At 37.2% G+C, this 16,277-nt stretch carries 15 protein-coding genes; 8 read left to right on the forward strand and 7 right to left on the reverse strand.

Features of this window, described 5'->3' with window-relative positions; all coding sequences use genetic code 11:
* The 4 genes from ybeY to AN486_RS23130 all read right to left on the reverse strand — a co-directional run.
* A partial coding sequence (gene ybeY, locus AN486_RS23115; protein WP_290602710.1) for an rRNA maturation RNase YbeY occupies positions 1-525 on the reverse strand: 525 nt, incomplete at its 3' end.
* Between the two features lie 13 nt (positions 526-538).
* A complete protein-coding gene (locus AN486_RS23120) occupies positions 539-694 on the reverse strand; it encodes a DUF3285 domain-containing protein (protein WP_071992792.1) in 156 nt (51 codons plus the stop codon).
* Between the two features lie 93 nt (positions 695-787).
* A protein-coding gene (prfB, locus tag AN486_RS23125) for a peptide chain release factor 2 (RefSeq protein WP_190382692.1) occupies positions 788-1,901 on the reverse strand; the annotation gives its coding sequence in 2 pieces (ribosomal slippage) (positions 788-1,828 and positions 1,830-1,901; 1,113 coding nt in all).
* Positions 1,902-2,045: 144 nt separating this feature from the next.
* The gene (locus AN486_RS23130; protein ID WP_290602712.1) at positions 2,046-4,115 is read right to left on the reverse strand and encodes a serine/threonine-protein kinase; all 2,070 of its coding nucleotides are present in this window, start codon (positions 4,113-4,115) and stop codon (positions 2,046-2,048) included.
* Between the two features lie 119 nt (positions 4,116-4,234).
* Here AN486_RS23130 and AN486_RS23135 point away from each other — a divergent pair, with 119 nt between their 5' ends.
* The 6 genes from AN486_RS23135 to AN486_RS23160 all read left to right on the forward strand — a co-directional run bounded on the left by AN486_RS23135 (position 4,235) and on the right by AN486_RS23160 (position 9,850).
* Positions 4,235-4,936, forward strand: a complete 702-nt coding sequence (locus tag AN486_RS23135; RefSeq protein ID WP_053538171.1) for a rhomboid family intramembrane serine protease — start codon at positions 4,235-4,237, stop codon at positions 4,934-4,936.
* Between the two features lie 180 nt (positions 4,937-5,116).
* Positions 5,117-6,031, forward strand: coding sequence for a homoserine kinase (gene thrB / locus AN486_RS23140; RefSeq protein ID WP_290602713.1), 915 nt, complete (start codon positions 5,117-5,119; stop codon positions 6,029-6,031).
* A 225-nt stretch (positions 6,032-6,256) separates the two neighbouring features.
* Positions 6,257-6,706 carry a DUF29 domain-containing protein gene (locus tag AN486_RS23145; RefSeq protein WP_053538169.1) on the forward strand — a complete coding sequence of 150 codons (450 nt, stop codon included), beginning with the start codon at positions 6,257-6,259 and terminating at the stop codon, positions 6,704-6,706.
* Positions 6,707-7,040: 334 nt separating this feature from the next.
* A complete protein-coding gene (locus AN486_RS23150; RefSeq protein ID WP_290602714.1) occupies positions 7,041-7,349 on the forward strand; it encodes a DUF4357 domain-containing protein in 309 nt (102 codons plus the stop codon).
* 125 nt (positions 7,350-7,474) lie between these two features.
* Entirely contained in the window at positions 7,475-7,987 is a 513-nt protein-coding gene (locus AN486_RS23155) for a hypothetical protein (RefSeq protein WP_168466946.1), read from the forward strand.
* 258 nt (positions 7,988-8,245) lie between these two features.
* Complete coding sequence (locus AN486_RS23160) at positions 8,246-9,850, forward strand: NAD(P)H-quinone oxidoreductase subunit 4 (protein WP_053538167.1); 1,605 nt, start codon at positions 8,246-8,248, stop codon at positions 9,848-9,850.
* A gap of 86 nt (positions 9,851-9,936) precedes the next feature.
* Here AN486_RS23160 and AN486_RS23165 read toward each other — a convergent pair whose 3' ends face one another.
* The gene (locus tag AN486_RS23165; protein ID WP_027402508.1) at positions 9,937-10,305 is read right to left on the reverse strand and encodes a 2TM domain-containing protein; all 369 of its coding nucleotides are present in this window, start codon (positions 10,303-10,305) and stop codon (positions 9,937-9,939) included.
* A 1,253-nt stretch (positions 10,306-11,558) separates the two neighbouring features.
* On the opposite strand from AN486_RS23165, the gene AN486_RS23170 reads away from it, so the two are divergent.
* A complete protein-coding gene (locus AN486_RS23170) occupies positions 11,559-12,095 on the forward strand; it encodes a phycobiliprotein lyase (RefSeq protein ID WP_290602716.1) in 537 nt (178 codons plus the stop codon).
* Between the two features lie 269 nt (positions 12,096-12,364).
* A complete protein-coding gene (locus AN486_RS23175; protein ID WP_290602717.1) occupies positions 12,365-12,697 on the forward strand; it encodes an RNA-binding protein in 333 nt (110 codons plus the stop codon).
* A gap of 352 nt (positions 12,698-13,049) precedes the next feature.
* Here AN486_RS23175 and AN486_RS23180 read toward each other — a convergent pair whose 3' ends face one another.
* Both AN486_RS23180 and AN486_RS23185 read right to left on the reverse strand, forming a co-directional pair.
* Positions 13,050-14,294 carry a mannosyltransferase family protein gene (locus AN486_RS23180; protein ID WP_290602718.1) on the reverse strand — a complete coding sequence of 415 codons (1,245 nt, stop codon included), beginning with the start codon at positions 14,292-14,294 and terminating at the stop codon, positions 13,050-13,052.
* Complete coding sequence (locus tag AN486_RS23185) at positions 14,291-15,886, reverse strand: hypothetical protein (protein WP_290602719.1); 1,596 nt, start codon at positions 15,884-15,886, stop codon at positions 14,291-14,293. The genes AN486_RS23180 and AN486_RS23185 overlap by 4 nt, the downstream gene beginning before the upstream one ends.
* Positions 15,887-16,277 lie beyond the last annotated feature (391 nt).

The raw sequence follows: 16,277 nt of genomic DNA on the forward strand, positions 1-16,277 counted from the left end.
CCCCACCTCCCCTACCTCCCCTACCTCCAACTCTAAGTTAATAATAATACCTATTTTCTTCAGTAATACAACTTGCTCGTTTAACATTGCTATCAAACTCTCTTCGTCAGGATGATCCCAACCTAACAAGTGTAGTAAACCATGAGCCGTTAACCAAGCCAACTCTGTAGACAAACTATGTTCCTGCTGTTGTGCCTGACGTTGTGCTGTATCTATAGAGACAATTATATCACCTAGATACAAGGGCATGGCATCCAGCATTTCTTCGCTTTGTGGTAAATCTGCTTCTAGAGATGCAAAGGCTAAGACATCTGTAGGTTTATCTTGTTGGCGATATTGGGAATTAAGGGTTTGAATTTCTGTGTCGGTTGTCAAACGCAAACTGATTTCATAACTAGGTGCAGTTGGTAAGTAATCCTCAAGAATTTCCAACCATTGCCAAAACCAGTTTTCCCAAGTTTCGAGAGGAATTGGGGAAGAGTCATCAAAGCAATTTTCTAAATATAATTCAACCTGTAGCGGCACAAGTTTTCCTCTCTTAGCGAGTAAGATATGCCAAACCCACGAGGACAGATAACAGTCCTACGGCAGTTAACGCAAAGTGTTTGAGGGAAGTGCCGCCTTTTCTAACCATGTTTCGCATGGCGAGTTTGACATAGCTAGGCTGGGGTTCTTTGGCAGGGGATTTTTCCATAATTAATTCATTATCATCTCTTTTCTTACTGTAACCTGTGTCAGGGAAATATAGCAAAGATCCCCGACTTCTCAAAGAAGTCGGGGATCTAAGTTACGCTTCAACTATCTGGTTTTCTTGCCGGAGATAGGCTTGAATGAACATATCAAGTTCACCGTTCATGACATCTGTAATGGCTGTGGTTTCGATGTTGGTGCGGAGGTCTTTCACCATTTGATAAGGATGAAATACATAGTTGCGGATTTGATTACCCCAGGAAGCTTCGACCATATCGCCGCGAATTTCGGCAATTTCTTGGGCGCGTTGTTCTTTGGCAATAACTAACAACTTGGCTTTGAGACGGGCGAGCGCTTTTTCTTTATTTTGCAGTTGGGAACGTTCTTCTGTACACCGGACTGCTAGACCGGTGGGGAGGTGAACTATGCGGACTGCGGTTTCTACTTTGTTGACGTTTTGCCCACCTTTACCGCCAGAACGGGTGGTGCTAATGTCTAAATCTTTCTCTGGGATGTCTAGTTTGACGGTGTTATCTATTTGCGGCATGACTTCGATGCCGGCAAAGCTTGTTTGCCGTTTGCCGTTAGCGTTGAAGGGAGAAATTCTGACGAGACGGTGAGTTCCCATTTCGGAACGTAAGTAACCATAGGCATAGCGTCCGGTGATTTCTAGGGTGGCGGATTTAATGCCGGCTTCGTCACCTTCTGATTCTTCGGCTAGGGTGACTTTATAACCATGATCTTCTGCCCACCGGGTATACATCCGCATGAGCATAAATGCCCAGTCTTGTGCGTCTGTGCCACCAGCACCGGCGTTAATTGTCAGGACTGCACCTTTGTCGTCGTAAGTGCCGGAAAGGAGTTGTTGTAGTTCCCATTGGTCTAGTTCATGATTGAGTTTGGTAATGGTAGATTCCGCTTCTTGCAATAATGCTGTATCGGTTTCTAGTTCCAATAACTCAACAACTGCCCTGGTATCGTCTAAGTTGGTGTGCCACTTGTAATATTGATCTAAATGGGATTTTAGATCATTGAGTTCTTGCAGGGTGTTTTGTGCTTGGGTTTGGTCTTCCCAAAATTCTGTTTGGGCGGAAATTTGCTCTAAGTCGTGAATTTTGGCTTTGAGTGCGGGTACGTCAAAGATAGTCCTGGGTTTTACCCAGGCGGCTAGACAATGTTTCGATTTCGCGTTTTAGTTCTAATACGTCCATAATTTTAACTCAAGTTGCAAGGGCTTGAGATTTCTCGGTGATAATTTGTGATTTGTATTTTAGATTTTACCTATATTTTGGTAAAGTCTCAGGGTTTTTTAAAGGAGGAGTCAGAATGTAGGGGCGCAGGGTCTGCGCCCAGAATTAGAATTTAGGGGGAAATACTGGGGTATTTTTGGCTTTGGTGCGAGCTTCTATGGCTTGTTGGTAATCTGGTTTATATTCTATGGCTTTGTCGTAGGAGGCGATCGCCTGTGGGTATTGTTGTAAATTTAACAAGGCATTGCCTTTGCTGTACCAACTTTCATAATGATTGGGTTGATAACGGATGGCTTTATTATAGGAGGCGATCGCTTCTTGATATTTTTGTAAATTATATTGTGTATTTCCTAGATTATACCATACTAAATAATCATTTCCCTTTAAACTAATAGCTTTTTTATAAGATTCTATTGCTTCTGGATAGCGTTTAACTTGATGTAATGCCCAACCTCGATTATACCATGCTTGATATTGTTGAGGATTGATTTTAATCACTTGGCTAAAGGAATCAATTGCTTCTGGATACCTACGTAATGTCATTAATATATTACTTCTGGATAACCAAGCTGCGGAGTTGTTTGGATTATACTGGACTGCTTGATCATAAGCCTGGAAAGCAAATTCATAACGATTTAAATTAACTAAGCAATTACCCAAATTGTACCAAGCTAATTCATGATCAGATTTTAATTCCACAGTTTTTTTATAGGAGGTAATTGCCTCTTCATATTGTTTAAGGTTTTGGAATGCTAATCCTTTTTTGTACCATAATTCAGGATTATCAACTTGGAAATTAATCGCTTGTTCATAAGCTTTAATTGCATCATTATATTGGCTAATCTTTATAAAGATATCACCTTTAAGTTGCCACACTTTAGGGTCATCATTCTTTAGTTGTAAAACTTTATCAACAGTGGCAATTGCTTCTGAATAACGTTTGAGTCTGACTAAAACAAAACCTCGATTAGTCCAAGCTTCTAAATAATTGGGTTGAATTTGAATGGCTTGATCATAAGCTATTAAAGATTCTTGATATTTCTTTAATTGAAATAATGCTTTCCCTTGTCCATATAAAGCTTGAGGATAATCAGGTTTGATATCTACGGCTTTTTCGTAAGTTGCTAAGGCTTCTTGATAGCGTTGTAATTGAATGAGAGTATTACCCTGATTATATAATTCTATAGCATTTTTATTATTCAGGCGATTGAGCATAAATATTGCCCCGAAACTACCAATACCTAAAATAAATATTCCTAATAGCAATTTCCAGAATATCCCTGGGGTATTTTGGGGATTTTTTACTCGGTTTGGTAAGGTAGCAGGGGAAATAATTATTGTTGCCGATGAGTTTTTATTTAATTCTTGTAAAGCTTGTAATGCTATTGTTGCTGAAGCATAACGTTGGCGAAAATCATAACAGATCATTTGATTTAGAAATTGGGCAAATTCTGGAGAGACGGTGGCAAAATTTTGCCAAATAATTTCATTAGTTTCGACATCTTTCTCTAATTGATCAGGTGATAATCCAGTTAAAGCTTGAATAGCAATAATCCCCAAAGCATAGATATCACTACTAAATTTTGGTGTTCCTTGTGCTTGTTCTCCAGGAGTATAACCGGGTGTACCAATAGCAACAGTAGATTTGGTAATGTCTGGAGAATTTACTAATTTTGTCGTAATTTGTTTGACTGCACCAAAATCAATTAAAATTAATTTATTATCTTGTTCTCGTCTGAGAATATTCCGAGGATTGACATCACGATGAATTACCTTTTGTTGATGGACAAAGTCCAAAATTTCTAAAATTTCTTGTAATAAAGACATTACCTGATTTTGAGTGAAGATGACACCAGATTTTAATTCTTGACTGAGATCATTACCAATAATTAGTTCCTGAACCAGATAAAATTCGGCATTTTCTTCAAAGTAGGCTAAAAGTTGCGGAATGCGATCATGATTTCCTAATTTATATAAAACTTGGGCTTCTGTGTCAAATAACCTCCGAGCTATTTCTAAAGTGGTAATATCAGTAGATTGAGGTTTGAGTTTCTTGACTACACACTGGGGTGAGCCTGGTAATTGAGTATCATTAGCAACATAAGTTTCACCAAATCCGCCACCTCCCAGGTAATTGGTGATTTGGTATCTGCCTACAAGGGTGTTTCCTAGCATTTCCTGAGCCTATTTGAATATTGTGTTACATTATGATAATCTTGCCACACAAAAATGAGGAGATGGGAAAAAATATTAATTAGTAGTTAAAAATTAGTAATTCAAATGTTAAAATCAAGATGATTCCTATAGATGATAATATTCGCAGTTGGCAAAAGCCTATTATTAATTATTGGTTGATTGGCATTAATGTAGTCATATTTCTCTGGGAAATAAAATTAGAGTGGAGTGATGAATTAGGAAATTTAATTAATAATTGGGGAATTATTCCATCTCAAATAAATATCTCAATTGCTAACGCTTTTTTTTACAATTCTGCGGCTTGGGTAATTGTATTTTGGCGGCTACTTTCTTTACCTGTATCCCTGTTTCTCCATGGCAGTTTTAGCCAAATCTTAGGAAATATGCTGTTTCTGTGGGTATTTGGAAAAACGGTAGAAAGTATTTTAGGACATAAACAATATTTACTACTTTATTTAACTGCTGGCTTTTTTTCTGGTATAGTCCAAATTATTTTATCCTCCGATTTAACAATACAAATTATTGGTGCTAATGGAGCTATTGCATCTATTTTAGGTGCATATCTGATCAAGTTTCCCCAGGCAAAAATATATTCGGTTTTGACTTTATTGGTTGTGTATATCCCTGTGGAAGTTCCAGCTATTTTATATTTATTTTGGTGGTTTATCCAGCAGTCATTTTATGGCATAGGGAGTTTAAATATGACGGGTGGTAGTTCCTTCTCTAGTGTGAGTTATTGGGGACAATTTGCGGCTTTAGTGACGGGTGCGGCTTTTATGAAAATTAGACAAAGACTTTAGGTTATTGTGATTTTTATGTGAAGCTGCACAGAATCATCAAATCCATCAATTCATCCGAATTTATCTGCGTTTATTTGCGTTCATCTGCGTTTAATAATTCTTGATATCTTATTCCATATCTTAATTTGGTATAAGGAAGTAAAATGGGGTAGTTCATATTGGAATTTTAAATTAACTTCAATGTCTGTAGTTTCTAGCATTACTGTTAAAGTTCCCGCGACGACGGCGAATTTGGGTCCGGGGTTTGATTGTATAGGTGCAGCTTTAAAGCTGTATAACGAATTTAAGTTTACTATTCTTGATGCAGGTGAGTTAATTATTCAAGTCTCTGGTTCGGAAGCCGCAAAGGTACAAACTGATGAGAGTAATCTTTTATACCAGGCGTTTGTCAAGTTATACCAATATATAGAAAAAACACCACCAGCGGTGAAAATAGAAATTAAGTTGGGTGTACCTTTAGCACGAGGTTTGGGTAGTTCTGCGACTGCTATTGTCGGGGGGTTAGTTGCTGCCAATGAGTTGGCTGGTTCACCGTTGTCTGAGTTACAGGTAATGGAATTAGCGATCGCCATGGAAGGACATCCTGATAATGTAGTACCAGCGTTATTAGGTGGCTGTCGTCTGGCTGCTACCAGCAAAAAAGGTTGGGAAATTTGTGATATTCTCTGGCATCGAGATATAGTTCCAGTTGTAGCAATTCCTAATTTTGAATTATCAACCGCCGAAGCGCGAAAGGTTGTCCCCACAGAAGTCAGTCGTGCTGATGCAATTTTCAATATTTCTCATTTGGGTTTATTGTTGCGCGGTTTAGCAACTAATCGAGAAGAATGGTTAATAGCAGCCTTGCAAGATAAATTACATCAACCTTATCGCCAAGCTTTAATTCCTGGTTATGATACTGTGAATGCGGCTGCTGTGGCTGCTGGTGCTTATGGCATGGTAATTAGTGGTGCAGGCCCCACACTTTTGGCTTTAGTAGATACAAGTTATGCCAAATCCGTAGAAACAGCAATGGCAAATGCCTGGGCTGCAATGGGTATGAACTCAATTGTGCGATCGCTTCCCCTCGATATGCAAGGGGCGGTTATTTTGTAATAGATAATTACAAATGCAGCAACACCAAACATCTATAGCAATCCTATTTGAGTTGAGAACGTATCGGTGATAACGTAGTGTGACTTAAGTCATGGGAAGGGAACAGAAGTGTTCCCCTACTTTAAACATTTCATTTTGTTGATTAACATTAAATTATCGAGTCCGATGCACCTTACAATATATATTGATTGTATGTGTAATTTGTAAATAACAAAAGGTAAAGTTATGACAGTTATTACTAATTTGCAGCAGATCTATGAAACAGATGACCATTTATGGTTATTAGAAACTATTAAATTATTAAAACAAAGTCGTTTTGATGAGTTAGATTTAGAAAATTTAATTGAGGAGTTGGAATCATTGGCAAAAAGAGATAAGCATCAAGTTAAAAGCCTACTAGAACAAGTAATTAGACATCTTTTATTATTGCAGTTTTGGACACAAGAATATGACAGAAATAAAAATCATTGGCGTTCAGAAATTAGAAGTTTTCGAGTCCAGTTAAAAGATAGATTAACATCTAATTTGTATAATTATTTGAATTCTATTTTTACAACTATTTATGAGGACGCTTTGGGTTATGTTCAAGAAAAAACAGGTTTTACTGTAAATTTTCCCGCAGAATGTCCTTATTCTTTGGAGGAAGTTCTTGATATTCATTATTTACCTAATTGATTAAGTCATTGTTTGTGTGATGTCTATGAGGATGTTTGAAAAGTATCAGAATTAATCGAGATCCCCCCAACCCCCCTTACAAAGGGGGGCTAAATTCCTCAAAGTCCCCCTTTTTAAGGGGGATTTAGGGGGATCTGCGGGTGTCAGATCCCACACGAAAAAGTTTTCAAACAACCTCTATGGAGTGTGAAGCGATTGTCACACACAACTAATTGACAAGTAATTAATGTATAAAATATCATGAGAGCGGATAAAACCGTGATATTATTAGATGCAATAGTGCCAGCACTTCGTAAGAATCGCTTATCGCTTAATTTAACTAAGTAGGTTGGTGTTGAAAATTGTCGTTATGGCAAGGCAAAAGGCTAAAGTATACATTGGTGAGGCTGAAAATGCTTATTCTAGACTTGTTGACCATGTATCAAAAAAAGAATTTTGGAATGAAATTATTGTTCAAGTAGATGACAAACTTGTTTTTAAATCCGATTGGTTGTTTAGTAGCCCATCAGCAGCAGCAAATGTAATAATGGGGCGTAGTGCAAACGGATTGAAGGAATGGAAAGATTCTTCCGGCAAAAAGTTAGATGAAATTGAGAAGCAAGAAATATCAAAAGCTAACAAACAAATTCAGCCAACAATTTAATGCGATCGCGTAGCACTGCTGCAAGCAGAGTACTGTTCTTGCCGTGACTATTTTGATTGTCAAGCGATCGCCCAGAAGAAGTAACAGCTTTTTCACTTACCCCCAATCATCATATATATATGGATATGGAAAAAATCCAGTCAGAAATAGCAGCACTGAAATCTCAAATTCAAGCACTCCAACAAGAACGCGCTGCACTGACTAATCATCATGTAGAATCGGGCGAAAACGACTCACCCCTAGCGATAGTTGAAGCTTACCGTCGTCAAGCCAGAGAAAACGTCCAACTGTCCGCCGAACTTAAAGGCATAGACGATGCCCTATATTACCTAGAAAAGCAAATACAACAAAGGAAAGCTCATCTCAATCGGTATTTGCCCATGTCTATCCGCATCTCCCAACAACAAGAACAGCTAGAAGAAGCCAAAAAAATTGCTCAAGTTCATGCCGAACGAGTTAATGAACTAGCTGGAGAACTGGCAAAAGAAATTAAACTCCTCAAAACCTGCGCCGATGAACTTAGTCCCATGTATTGGCAAGTTTACTACAAACCTTTCATCACAGGCTTTAAGACAATTTCTGTCCCTTTCGTAAGATCAGATGGAGAAGTGTGGATGATTGTCAACCGTATTGTCTAAGAAACAGAGATAACTTTGATAAAAATTCAATTTATCCTCAAGCTGTTCATTATAACTAAAGACAGCGATATTAGTCGCTGTTTTTTTGTTGACGTTGCAAAAATTTACATTTAGAATGGACTCGCGGCATAATTTAGTAAGTATTTATTACTATCTGTCCTCCAAATTGGAAATCTTCATAAGAAATCGTTTACAGACGTAACGATTCCTTAATATAATGTAAACAAAAGCAAAACCAAAAACATATTGTCAACAGTGATGAATGCCATAGAAATTCCTTGGTTATCAGCCATAATTTTCCTGCCTTTAGTGGCAGCCCTCGCAATTCCCCTTATTCCCGATAAAGAGGGTAAAACCGTCCGCTGGTACGGCTTGGGAGTGGCATTATTAGACTTTGTACTCATGATTTTTGCCCTTTGGCAGAATTACGACTTTCAAAGTTCCGCCCTGCAAATGACAGAAAGCTATCCTTGGATACCCCAAATTGGCTTTAACTGGTCTCTAGGCATTGATGGTTTATCAATGCCCCTGATACTTCTCACAGGCTTCATTAACACACTCGCAGTATTCGCGGCTTGGAAAGTAACCAACAAGCCGCGTTTATTTTATGCGTTGATGTTGATTATGTACAGCGCTCAATTAGGAGTATTTCTCGCCCAAGATTTATTAATGTTCTTCTTGATGTGGGAAATTGAGCTAGTACCTGTTTACCTACTAATTTCCATCTGGGGAGGCACAAACCGCCGTTACGCAGCTACCAAGTTTATTATCTATACCGCCGCAGCATCCATATTTATACTGGTAGCTGGTTTTGCAATGGCTTTCTATGGTGATAACTTCACCTTCAACATGACCGAATTGGGAATGAAAGAATATCCCAAAACCTTAGAATTAGCCCTCTATGCAGGTTTCTTAATCGCTTATGGTGTCAAATTACCCATTTTTCCCTTACATACATGGTTGCCTGATGCTCATGGTGAAGCATCCGCACCCGGTTCAATGATCTTGGCAGGTGTATTGTTAAAAATGGGTGGTTATGCCTTAATTCGCTTTAACGTAGAAATGTTAACTGATGCTCATGTTACCTTTGCTCCAGTTTTAGCGATTTTAGGTGTAGTTAATATTGTTTATGGTGCTTGTTGCGCCTTTGCTCAAACCAATCTCAAACGCCGTCTGGCTTACTCTTCAATTGCCCACATGGGGTTTGTGTTAATTGGCATTGCATCTTATACAGAAATCGGTATCAGCGGTGCTGTATTACAAATGGTTTCTCACGGTTTAATTGCTGCTAGTTTATTCTTCCTTTCCGGTGTAACTTACGAACGTACTCACACCTTAGTGATGGATAAAATGGGCGGTATGGGTAAAGTAATGCCCAAAACTTTCGCTCTCTTTACTATCGGTTCAATGGCTTCTCTAGCTTTACCCGGAATGAGTGGTTTCGTCGGTGAATTGATGGTATTCTTAGGTCTTGCTACCAGTGATGTTTACAGTTCCAGCTTCAAAATTGTAGTCATCTTTCTATCAGCAGTTAGCGTGATTTTGACACCCATTTATTTACTGTCCATGCTACGTCAAGTTTTCTACGGCAACCAACATCAAGACTTACATTTAGATGCTGTAGTTCTTGATATTAAGCCCCGTGAATTATTTATCACCGCTTGCTTATTAGTTCCCATCATCGGTATTGGTTTTTATCCTAAGATGATTACACAAACCTATGATGTAAAAACAGTGGCAGTTACGGCTCATGCTCGTCAAGTTTTACCAGTTGTTGCTAGTCAACAACCTACAAACTTATACTCGCAAATTTTCACCACACCAACATTAGCTAGTTCCCAAATAGTGAATATAGTTGAGTAATTATCAAACCCAAAAGAGCGCTCTAGTAAATCTTAAATTAAAAGGGGATAAGATCCCCGAATTCTTCAAGAATTCGGGGATCTATTTTAGTCATTACTAATATAAACCTTTATGCCATGCAGTAATAAACCTAACCCCCATCCTAGTATGGGATAAATAGCCCAGAAATATCCAGGGCTTACCACTAGATTTAACAGCACCAAAAAACCATTAATTGCCAGAAAAGCAAATAGATGAGATTTGAAATCTTTCCGTTGTTGACTATTAGACATTTGCTCTTTTTTTACTTCTACATTATTTTTTAACCATTCTTGTTCCGCAGCTTGTAGCGACTCTGAAGAAACACCTAATTCTGAGGCTATTTCTATAATTTGTTCTCTTGTATATTCTCCCTTTTGTTTTTGTCTAAAAGCTACTTCAAGAATCTGCTGCATTTCCTCTGCGTTGTAAGTCATTATCAATACCTAAAATGGCAAAAAATACTTTTGAGAGTTATTTTTGAGACGGTAGCTACACAATCATTTAAAATATATAGGAATCCGGTTTGATTCCTGAATTTTCCGTTGAGTTAGGGAACAGGGAACAGGGAACAGGGAACAGGGAAGAAGGATTTCAGTATGTACCGAGTTCTGTTCAAAAATCAAATAGGAGTCCTATATGTACCTACGAATTGCTTAGAAACACATTTTATAGTTGAAAAATAATTGATGTCGTAATTAACAGCACAAATTTATTAATAGATTTCAATTCCCCAATTATTAATCACAGCTACATTTCCCTAGCTTTGTCTTTACCAATTTATATGGATGAGCTTTTATATAAGTAGGTTAGCATTGAAAATCGTCGTTATGGCAAGGCAAGAGGCAAGAGTGAAGAGGGTTTGGGCGATTTTACTTTTCGTTACATAGATTGGTTTTATTGTGTTCACCTACTTAGTCAGCAAATCCTTAAGTCTGTAGGGGCGTAGGGTCTACGCCCTATATTGTATTGCATCCTAGCAATAAACCCTGTATTAGCCCTTGTACATTAATCCGTTCTATCTGTACTAGTAGTACAGGTATCTCATCTACTCGTTGGTTTGTAATTATGGATTTTGTTGCCGTAACGTCGAACATATCCTTATTTAGCTTATTTTATGCAAATAACTGCAAGTACAGGCTATCGTGTACACACAAGTTATCGAATCACCATTATTCCTCAAATTACCCCACCCTAACCCTCCCCTTGTGAAGGGGAGGGAACTGGATTTTCTTGTTACCCCCTTTCCTAAGGGGAGAGGGGGTAACAATGTGATGAAAATTACGGGATGCCACTTTTAAAACATCCTCTAAGCAAAAGCTCAATTTATTCCCTTGCGGAGTATAACTGCCCAAAAAATGGATGAACCGGGAGTTATTATCTGAATTTCCCGCTGGCATTTTCTATGATTCACCTCTATATTAAGAATAGTAAATAATAATTGCCTTTTATACCTATATCCGGTAAAGCCAGATGTATTACCATAGCCTAGTAGTTCGTCAAATTTATTTTGACGGGTAATGATCGGAAAAAAACTTCTGTTCTTCCCTCCCCTGCCCCCCCCTGCCTCTCTTCTCCCCCTGCTTGCCTTCACCCGTCATTTTCGGGTTGACAGACTACTAGTAGCAGATGGCACAGAAAGATATAGAAAATCAAGCAACAATCTATGGATAAATGAGGAAAGTAAACAGTGAAAGCATCCCTCAAACTGGTTAAAACCGCTGATGAAAGGCAGATTGCCGCATTCTTTCAGGAATCGGTAGGTGAATGGCACTCAGAACGACGTTACTACACCCTACCTCAGGGAGAAACCAAGGAAATGGAGAGTATAATCACCATCCGATTTTTAGAACAGGGGTGTGAAGAATTGGAAAAACTAGCCCAACTCCATGATTTAGTTGATTTGCAAAGTTTGACCTGTGGTGCTGAAGTATCTTGGCAAAGCACTGATATAATTAAGGTCAGACGAGAATCTCAAGGTTTAACCCTGTTTGGGGCTTTGGGCAATATATTATATAGAGATCGTGGTTTTGCCACATCTAAACCCGTTACAGCAGATTATTATTTATCAAACCCTAAAACTCTTTGTTTACGGACTGAATATAATAATTCAGTATTTGAGGAAGAGATTAAACTCATTGGTAGTAAATATCGTACCCGACAAAGCATCATTTCCCGTGCCAGTGAACAATTAATGATTGGTCAATACCTGGAGAAGCGAATATAATCGAGCGGTTCATGGCTGAAATGCAGGGGATAGGGTTAATTAACGGGCATAACTTACAGGTGGGACTGATCATAAGCAACAAATATGACTTTTTACAACATTTTTTAAACTTCTTCCCACAATTATGATTTTTTGTGTAATCATTAGAAGGTGGGAATTAATTCGGCGGTAATGTTTGTGGTTAGTATTGACAGGCTTTCCCTTTTGGTATTTACAGACTTTTCTCCGAAATCTAAATCTCTACACTCTTATGATTTTGGAAATATTCTATGTCAATTTACGTGGGTAACCTCTCTTATGAAGTTACACAAGATGCGCTGACTCAAGTTTTTGCGGAATATGGTGCTGTGAAACGTGTTCAGCTTCCCACTGACCGTGAGACAGGTCGCTTGCGCGGCTTCGGTTTTGTGGAAATGGGTACTGAGGCGGAAGAAACAGCCGCAATTGAAGCCCTTGATGGTGCTGAATGGATGGGTCGTGATTTGAAAGTAAACAAAGCAAAACCCAAAGAAGACAGAGGTTCTTCAGGTGGTGGCGGTGGTGGACGTGGTGGCTACGGCGGTGGCGGTGGCAACCGTGGCGGCGGCGGCAATCGCTATTAAGTCTAAGCCAAATCTAACTAAAGTTTTTTAGTTATTAAATTCTTGAAAATTGCCTATTCCGTCGGCGGAGTGGGTAATTTTTTGGGAATATTTAAAAGATATCGAGAATATATTTCAGAACTTACGCATTGACGAAGTTTATCAAATATTTTAAGTTTTAATGCTTAATTCTTTAACCCTTAAGAGGTTGTTTGAAAAGTATTAGATGAAACCGATAATCTCCAGAAACCTAACCCCCCTTCCCCCCTTCCCTACGAGGGAAGGGGGGTTTCAAAGTTTCAAAGCCTCTCCCCGCGTCGGGGAAAGGTTTGTAGAGGTTTTTTTTATACATTAAAAACTTTTCAAGCATCCTCTAAGCCACCCAAAGATCCCGCGCAAAACGCACAGAAAAGTGTCCTAATAAAATAGCAAAAAAGCACATAATTGGGTATCCCCAACGAGGATAACGTTCGAGCAATAAACCGAATGCTATTGACAGCGATATAATACCATAAGCGTAGCGTTCCGCAGATGCTGTAATCCCAGTGTTCAAAATTAATGCTAAGGAAGAAAACCCATAGACAACCGTAACCAATGGAATTTTATTTCGTGAAAGCCATAGTAAATAAATTCCACCAAAAACTAGTATTATTTTAAATATTTCATCACCAGTTAATAACCAAAGCAATAGCCATAAAAAATATAATCCATAGCGGAATTTCATATTACCTAGTTTCAGGCGAAAGTGCCATAACAAACAGCCACAAGTGATAATTATTAAAAATAACAATGGATGTAAAGGATCTTTAATATAGCCAAACTCCCAATTAGTGAAACCCACCGTAATTTGCATTAACATTTTCCACCAACCTTGCAAAGCAAAACCTGTTGCATCACCACGCCATGCTTTTTGTGCATGAATGAAAGCTAAAGCATCACCAAATTTAAGTTGACAATAAAGACTATAAAGAATAATACCTAAACCAGTGGTTAAACTGGCAATATAGGCTTTTATGCCTCTATTTTCTTTCCAAGAAACAAACAGAAAAGCTGGTATTAGTGCCACTCCTGGTACTCTTGTCGCAGTAGATAATACACCCCAGAAAGTTGCCCAAACATATTGTTTTTTTTCAAAAGATTTTAATGCAGCTATGGTACACAATAAAAATAGCCCTTCAGTGTAAATTACAGTTCCGTAAAGGGAGTAAGGACACCATGCTAATATCGCTGTTGCCCATCTGGCTGCTTTTTGACCATAAAGTTCCTCTGCCCAAAAATAAAGTACAATTAGGGCTGCTAAAAATGCTATATTGTTCACCAAAGTGCCGGCAACTTTAAAAGGTAAGCCAATAGTCATCAGCACACGAGTTAGTAATGGAAATAAAGGAAAAAATGCTACGGTATGAATTTGCTTTACGTCACTAGAAAAATCATAGCCATAAGTCGCAATTTTCTCATACCAAGAACTATCCCATGCGGATAAAATATCTAAACTAAACGTGGCATATACTCCATTTTCTGGGACTGGAATTAAGGGGGCAATTATTAACATAGCAACGACTATTAGAAGTCTGCTAGATAACCACATTGTAATGGGAAATTTATAATTTTCTCTCATAATGATTGTTTTGAAACAGAATATAAATAATATTGCTCATCATAATTAAAGCCATTTTTAAATTCCTTAACAGGATCAATTTTTAATTCAATATTATTAGTCTCTAATGGTTTATTTAAAATTAATAATATAGGCTTTGATTCTTTTTTAATCATTTGGCTAAGTTGGCTTAAAATTTCCCCATGATCAACTTCTTTACGTTGAGTAGTAAATAAGACAAAGCTACTTATTTTTTGTATTTCTGGATAATAAATCTTGCGATTAATATAACCAGAAATTGGGGACATTGTATAATCTCGACTACCGACAATAAAAATATCATTTAAATTATCTTTATATTGCTCTTTAATGTATACAGATGTTTCCTTACTAGATGAAAAAGGAATAATCATGTCTCTACTAAAAGCAAATATTCCTCCTGCCATTTGCACATATAAAATGAACATAATCACGGGTAAATAATAAGGTTTTGTCCATTTAATAGTTTGTGTAATATGAGTTTTCAGCTTGCGGGGAAATAATTGTAAAAATAAAGATGTTTTAGAATAATAAATAGACAGCCAAAGGCATACAATCAGTAAAATGTATAAATGTCCATAATGACGAGGAGCGCCTACAAATTTAATGTATGTAAAAACAAGAATTTCAATTGTTCCAAAGCTGTATAGAAAAAGGATAATTGGTTTTTTAATAAATGATATTGTGAAAAATCCGAAAAACATTAATGAAATAATAGAAAAGAAAAACAGGCTTAATTGTTGAGATTCACCTGGAACTAAAATAATAATATAACTATTCCATATTCTGGATAAAGTTTTAGTTAAGTGATTAAAATCAAAGCTTAATATAACTCCTGATAAACCTCCAGCTAATTTACTATCTTGAGGAGGAATAAGTTGAATCAAGGAGATAGTGAATCCAGCCAAGACAATTAAACTACTTAAAATGACATCATGTTTTTTGGCTACAAGGGTTTGATGTAAAGGTTTTTGTAAAATGTATTCTAATGCGAGAGTCATGCTGAATGCAAAAGCTAATAATAAACAATAAGCGTTTGAATTAGACATGAAAAATAAAACAATGGCAAGTTTAATATAACTCTGTTTTCGGCTAGAATAGATAGTACAGAACAAAAAACACAGTAGTAACCCAATTGCATAATTTCTGCTGATTAATAGGTATTCATAAAAAGGAATATAGCCCAAACAAAATAACAATTTTTGTGAATAGTTAAATGGTGAATATCGAGTAAATAAATAAACGGATGCTGTAGCTAAACATAGATGAAACATTTGCATAATCACAGGGTTAGTTGTGATTTGTTTTAAGATACTTAAACAAATATACCAAACAAAAGGATGTCCTTCATAATGAATATTATGGAATAATTCGGATAATGATTGACTATCTCTAACAATAAGCCAAACATTTAATTCATCACGCCACATAGCATGATGAAGGATAGCAGGTAAGCCAATTAAAAAAAATAAAGTAGTGAAAATTCTACTAAAAAAAATACTATTTTGAGTGATTTTTTCCCAATAAAAATTTATCTTTTCGGGTAATCCTATACTAATTATTTTTCTTTCCATATAACCTCACAATTTAATTTTTACTTATACTCCGCAAGGGAATAAATTGAGCTTTTGCTTAGAGGATGTTTTAAAAGTGGCATCTCGCAATTTTCATCACATTGTTACCCCCTTTCCCCTTATGAAGGTGGGAAACAAGAAAATCCAGTTCCCTCCCCTTTATAAGGGGAGGGTTAGGGAGAGGTGAAATAATTGGTACAGCAATCCCGACTTTTTAAACAACCTCTTAAAGTGGATATATGGATGTAAAAACGTAAGTCATTACCTTCTCAAGTATGTTATTTTTGTATCTATTTTTATGGATATAAGTGAAATTGATTACACAATTGTTTGGTAAAAGTTTACTATTACTAACGTATTACAATTTTCCATACTTTGGTTGAATCACTAA

The sequence above is a fragment of the Anabaena sp. AL93 genome (assembly GCF_001672085.1).
Lineage (GTDB): Bacteria > Cyanobacteriota > Cyanobacteriia > Cyanobacteriales > Nostocaceae > Dolichospermum > Dolichospermum heterosporum.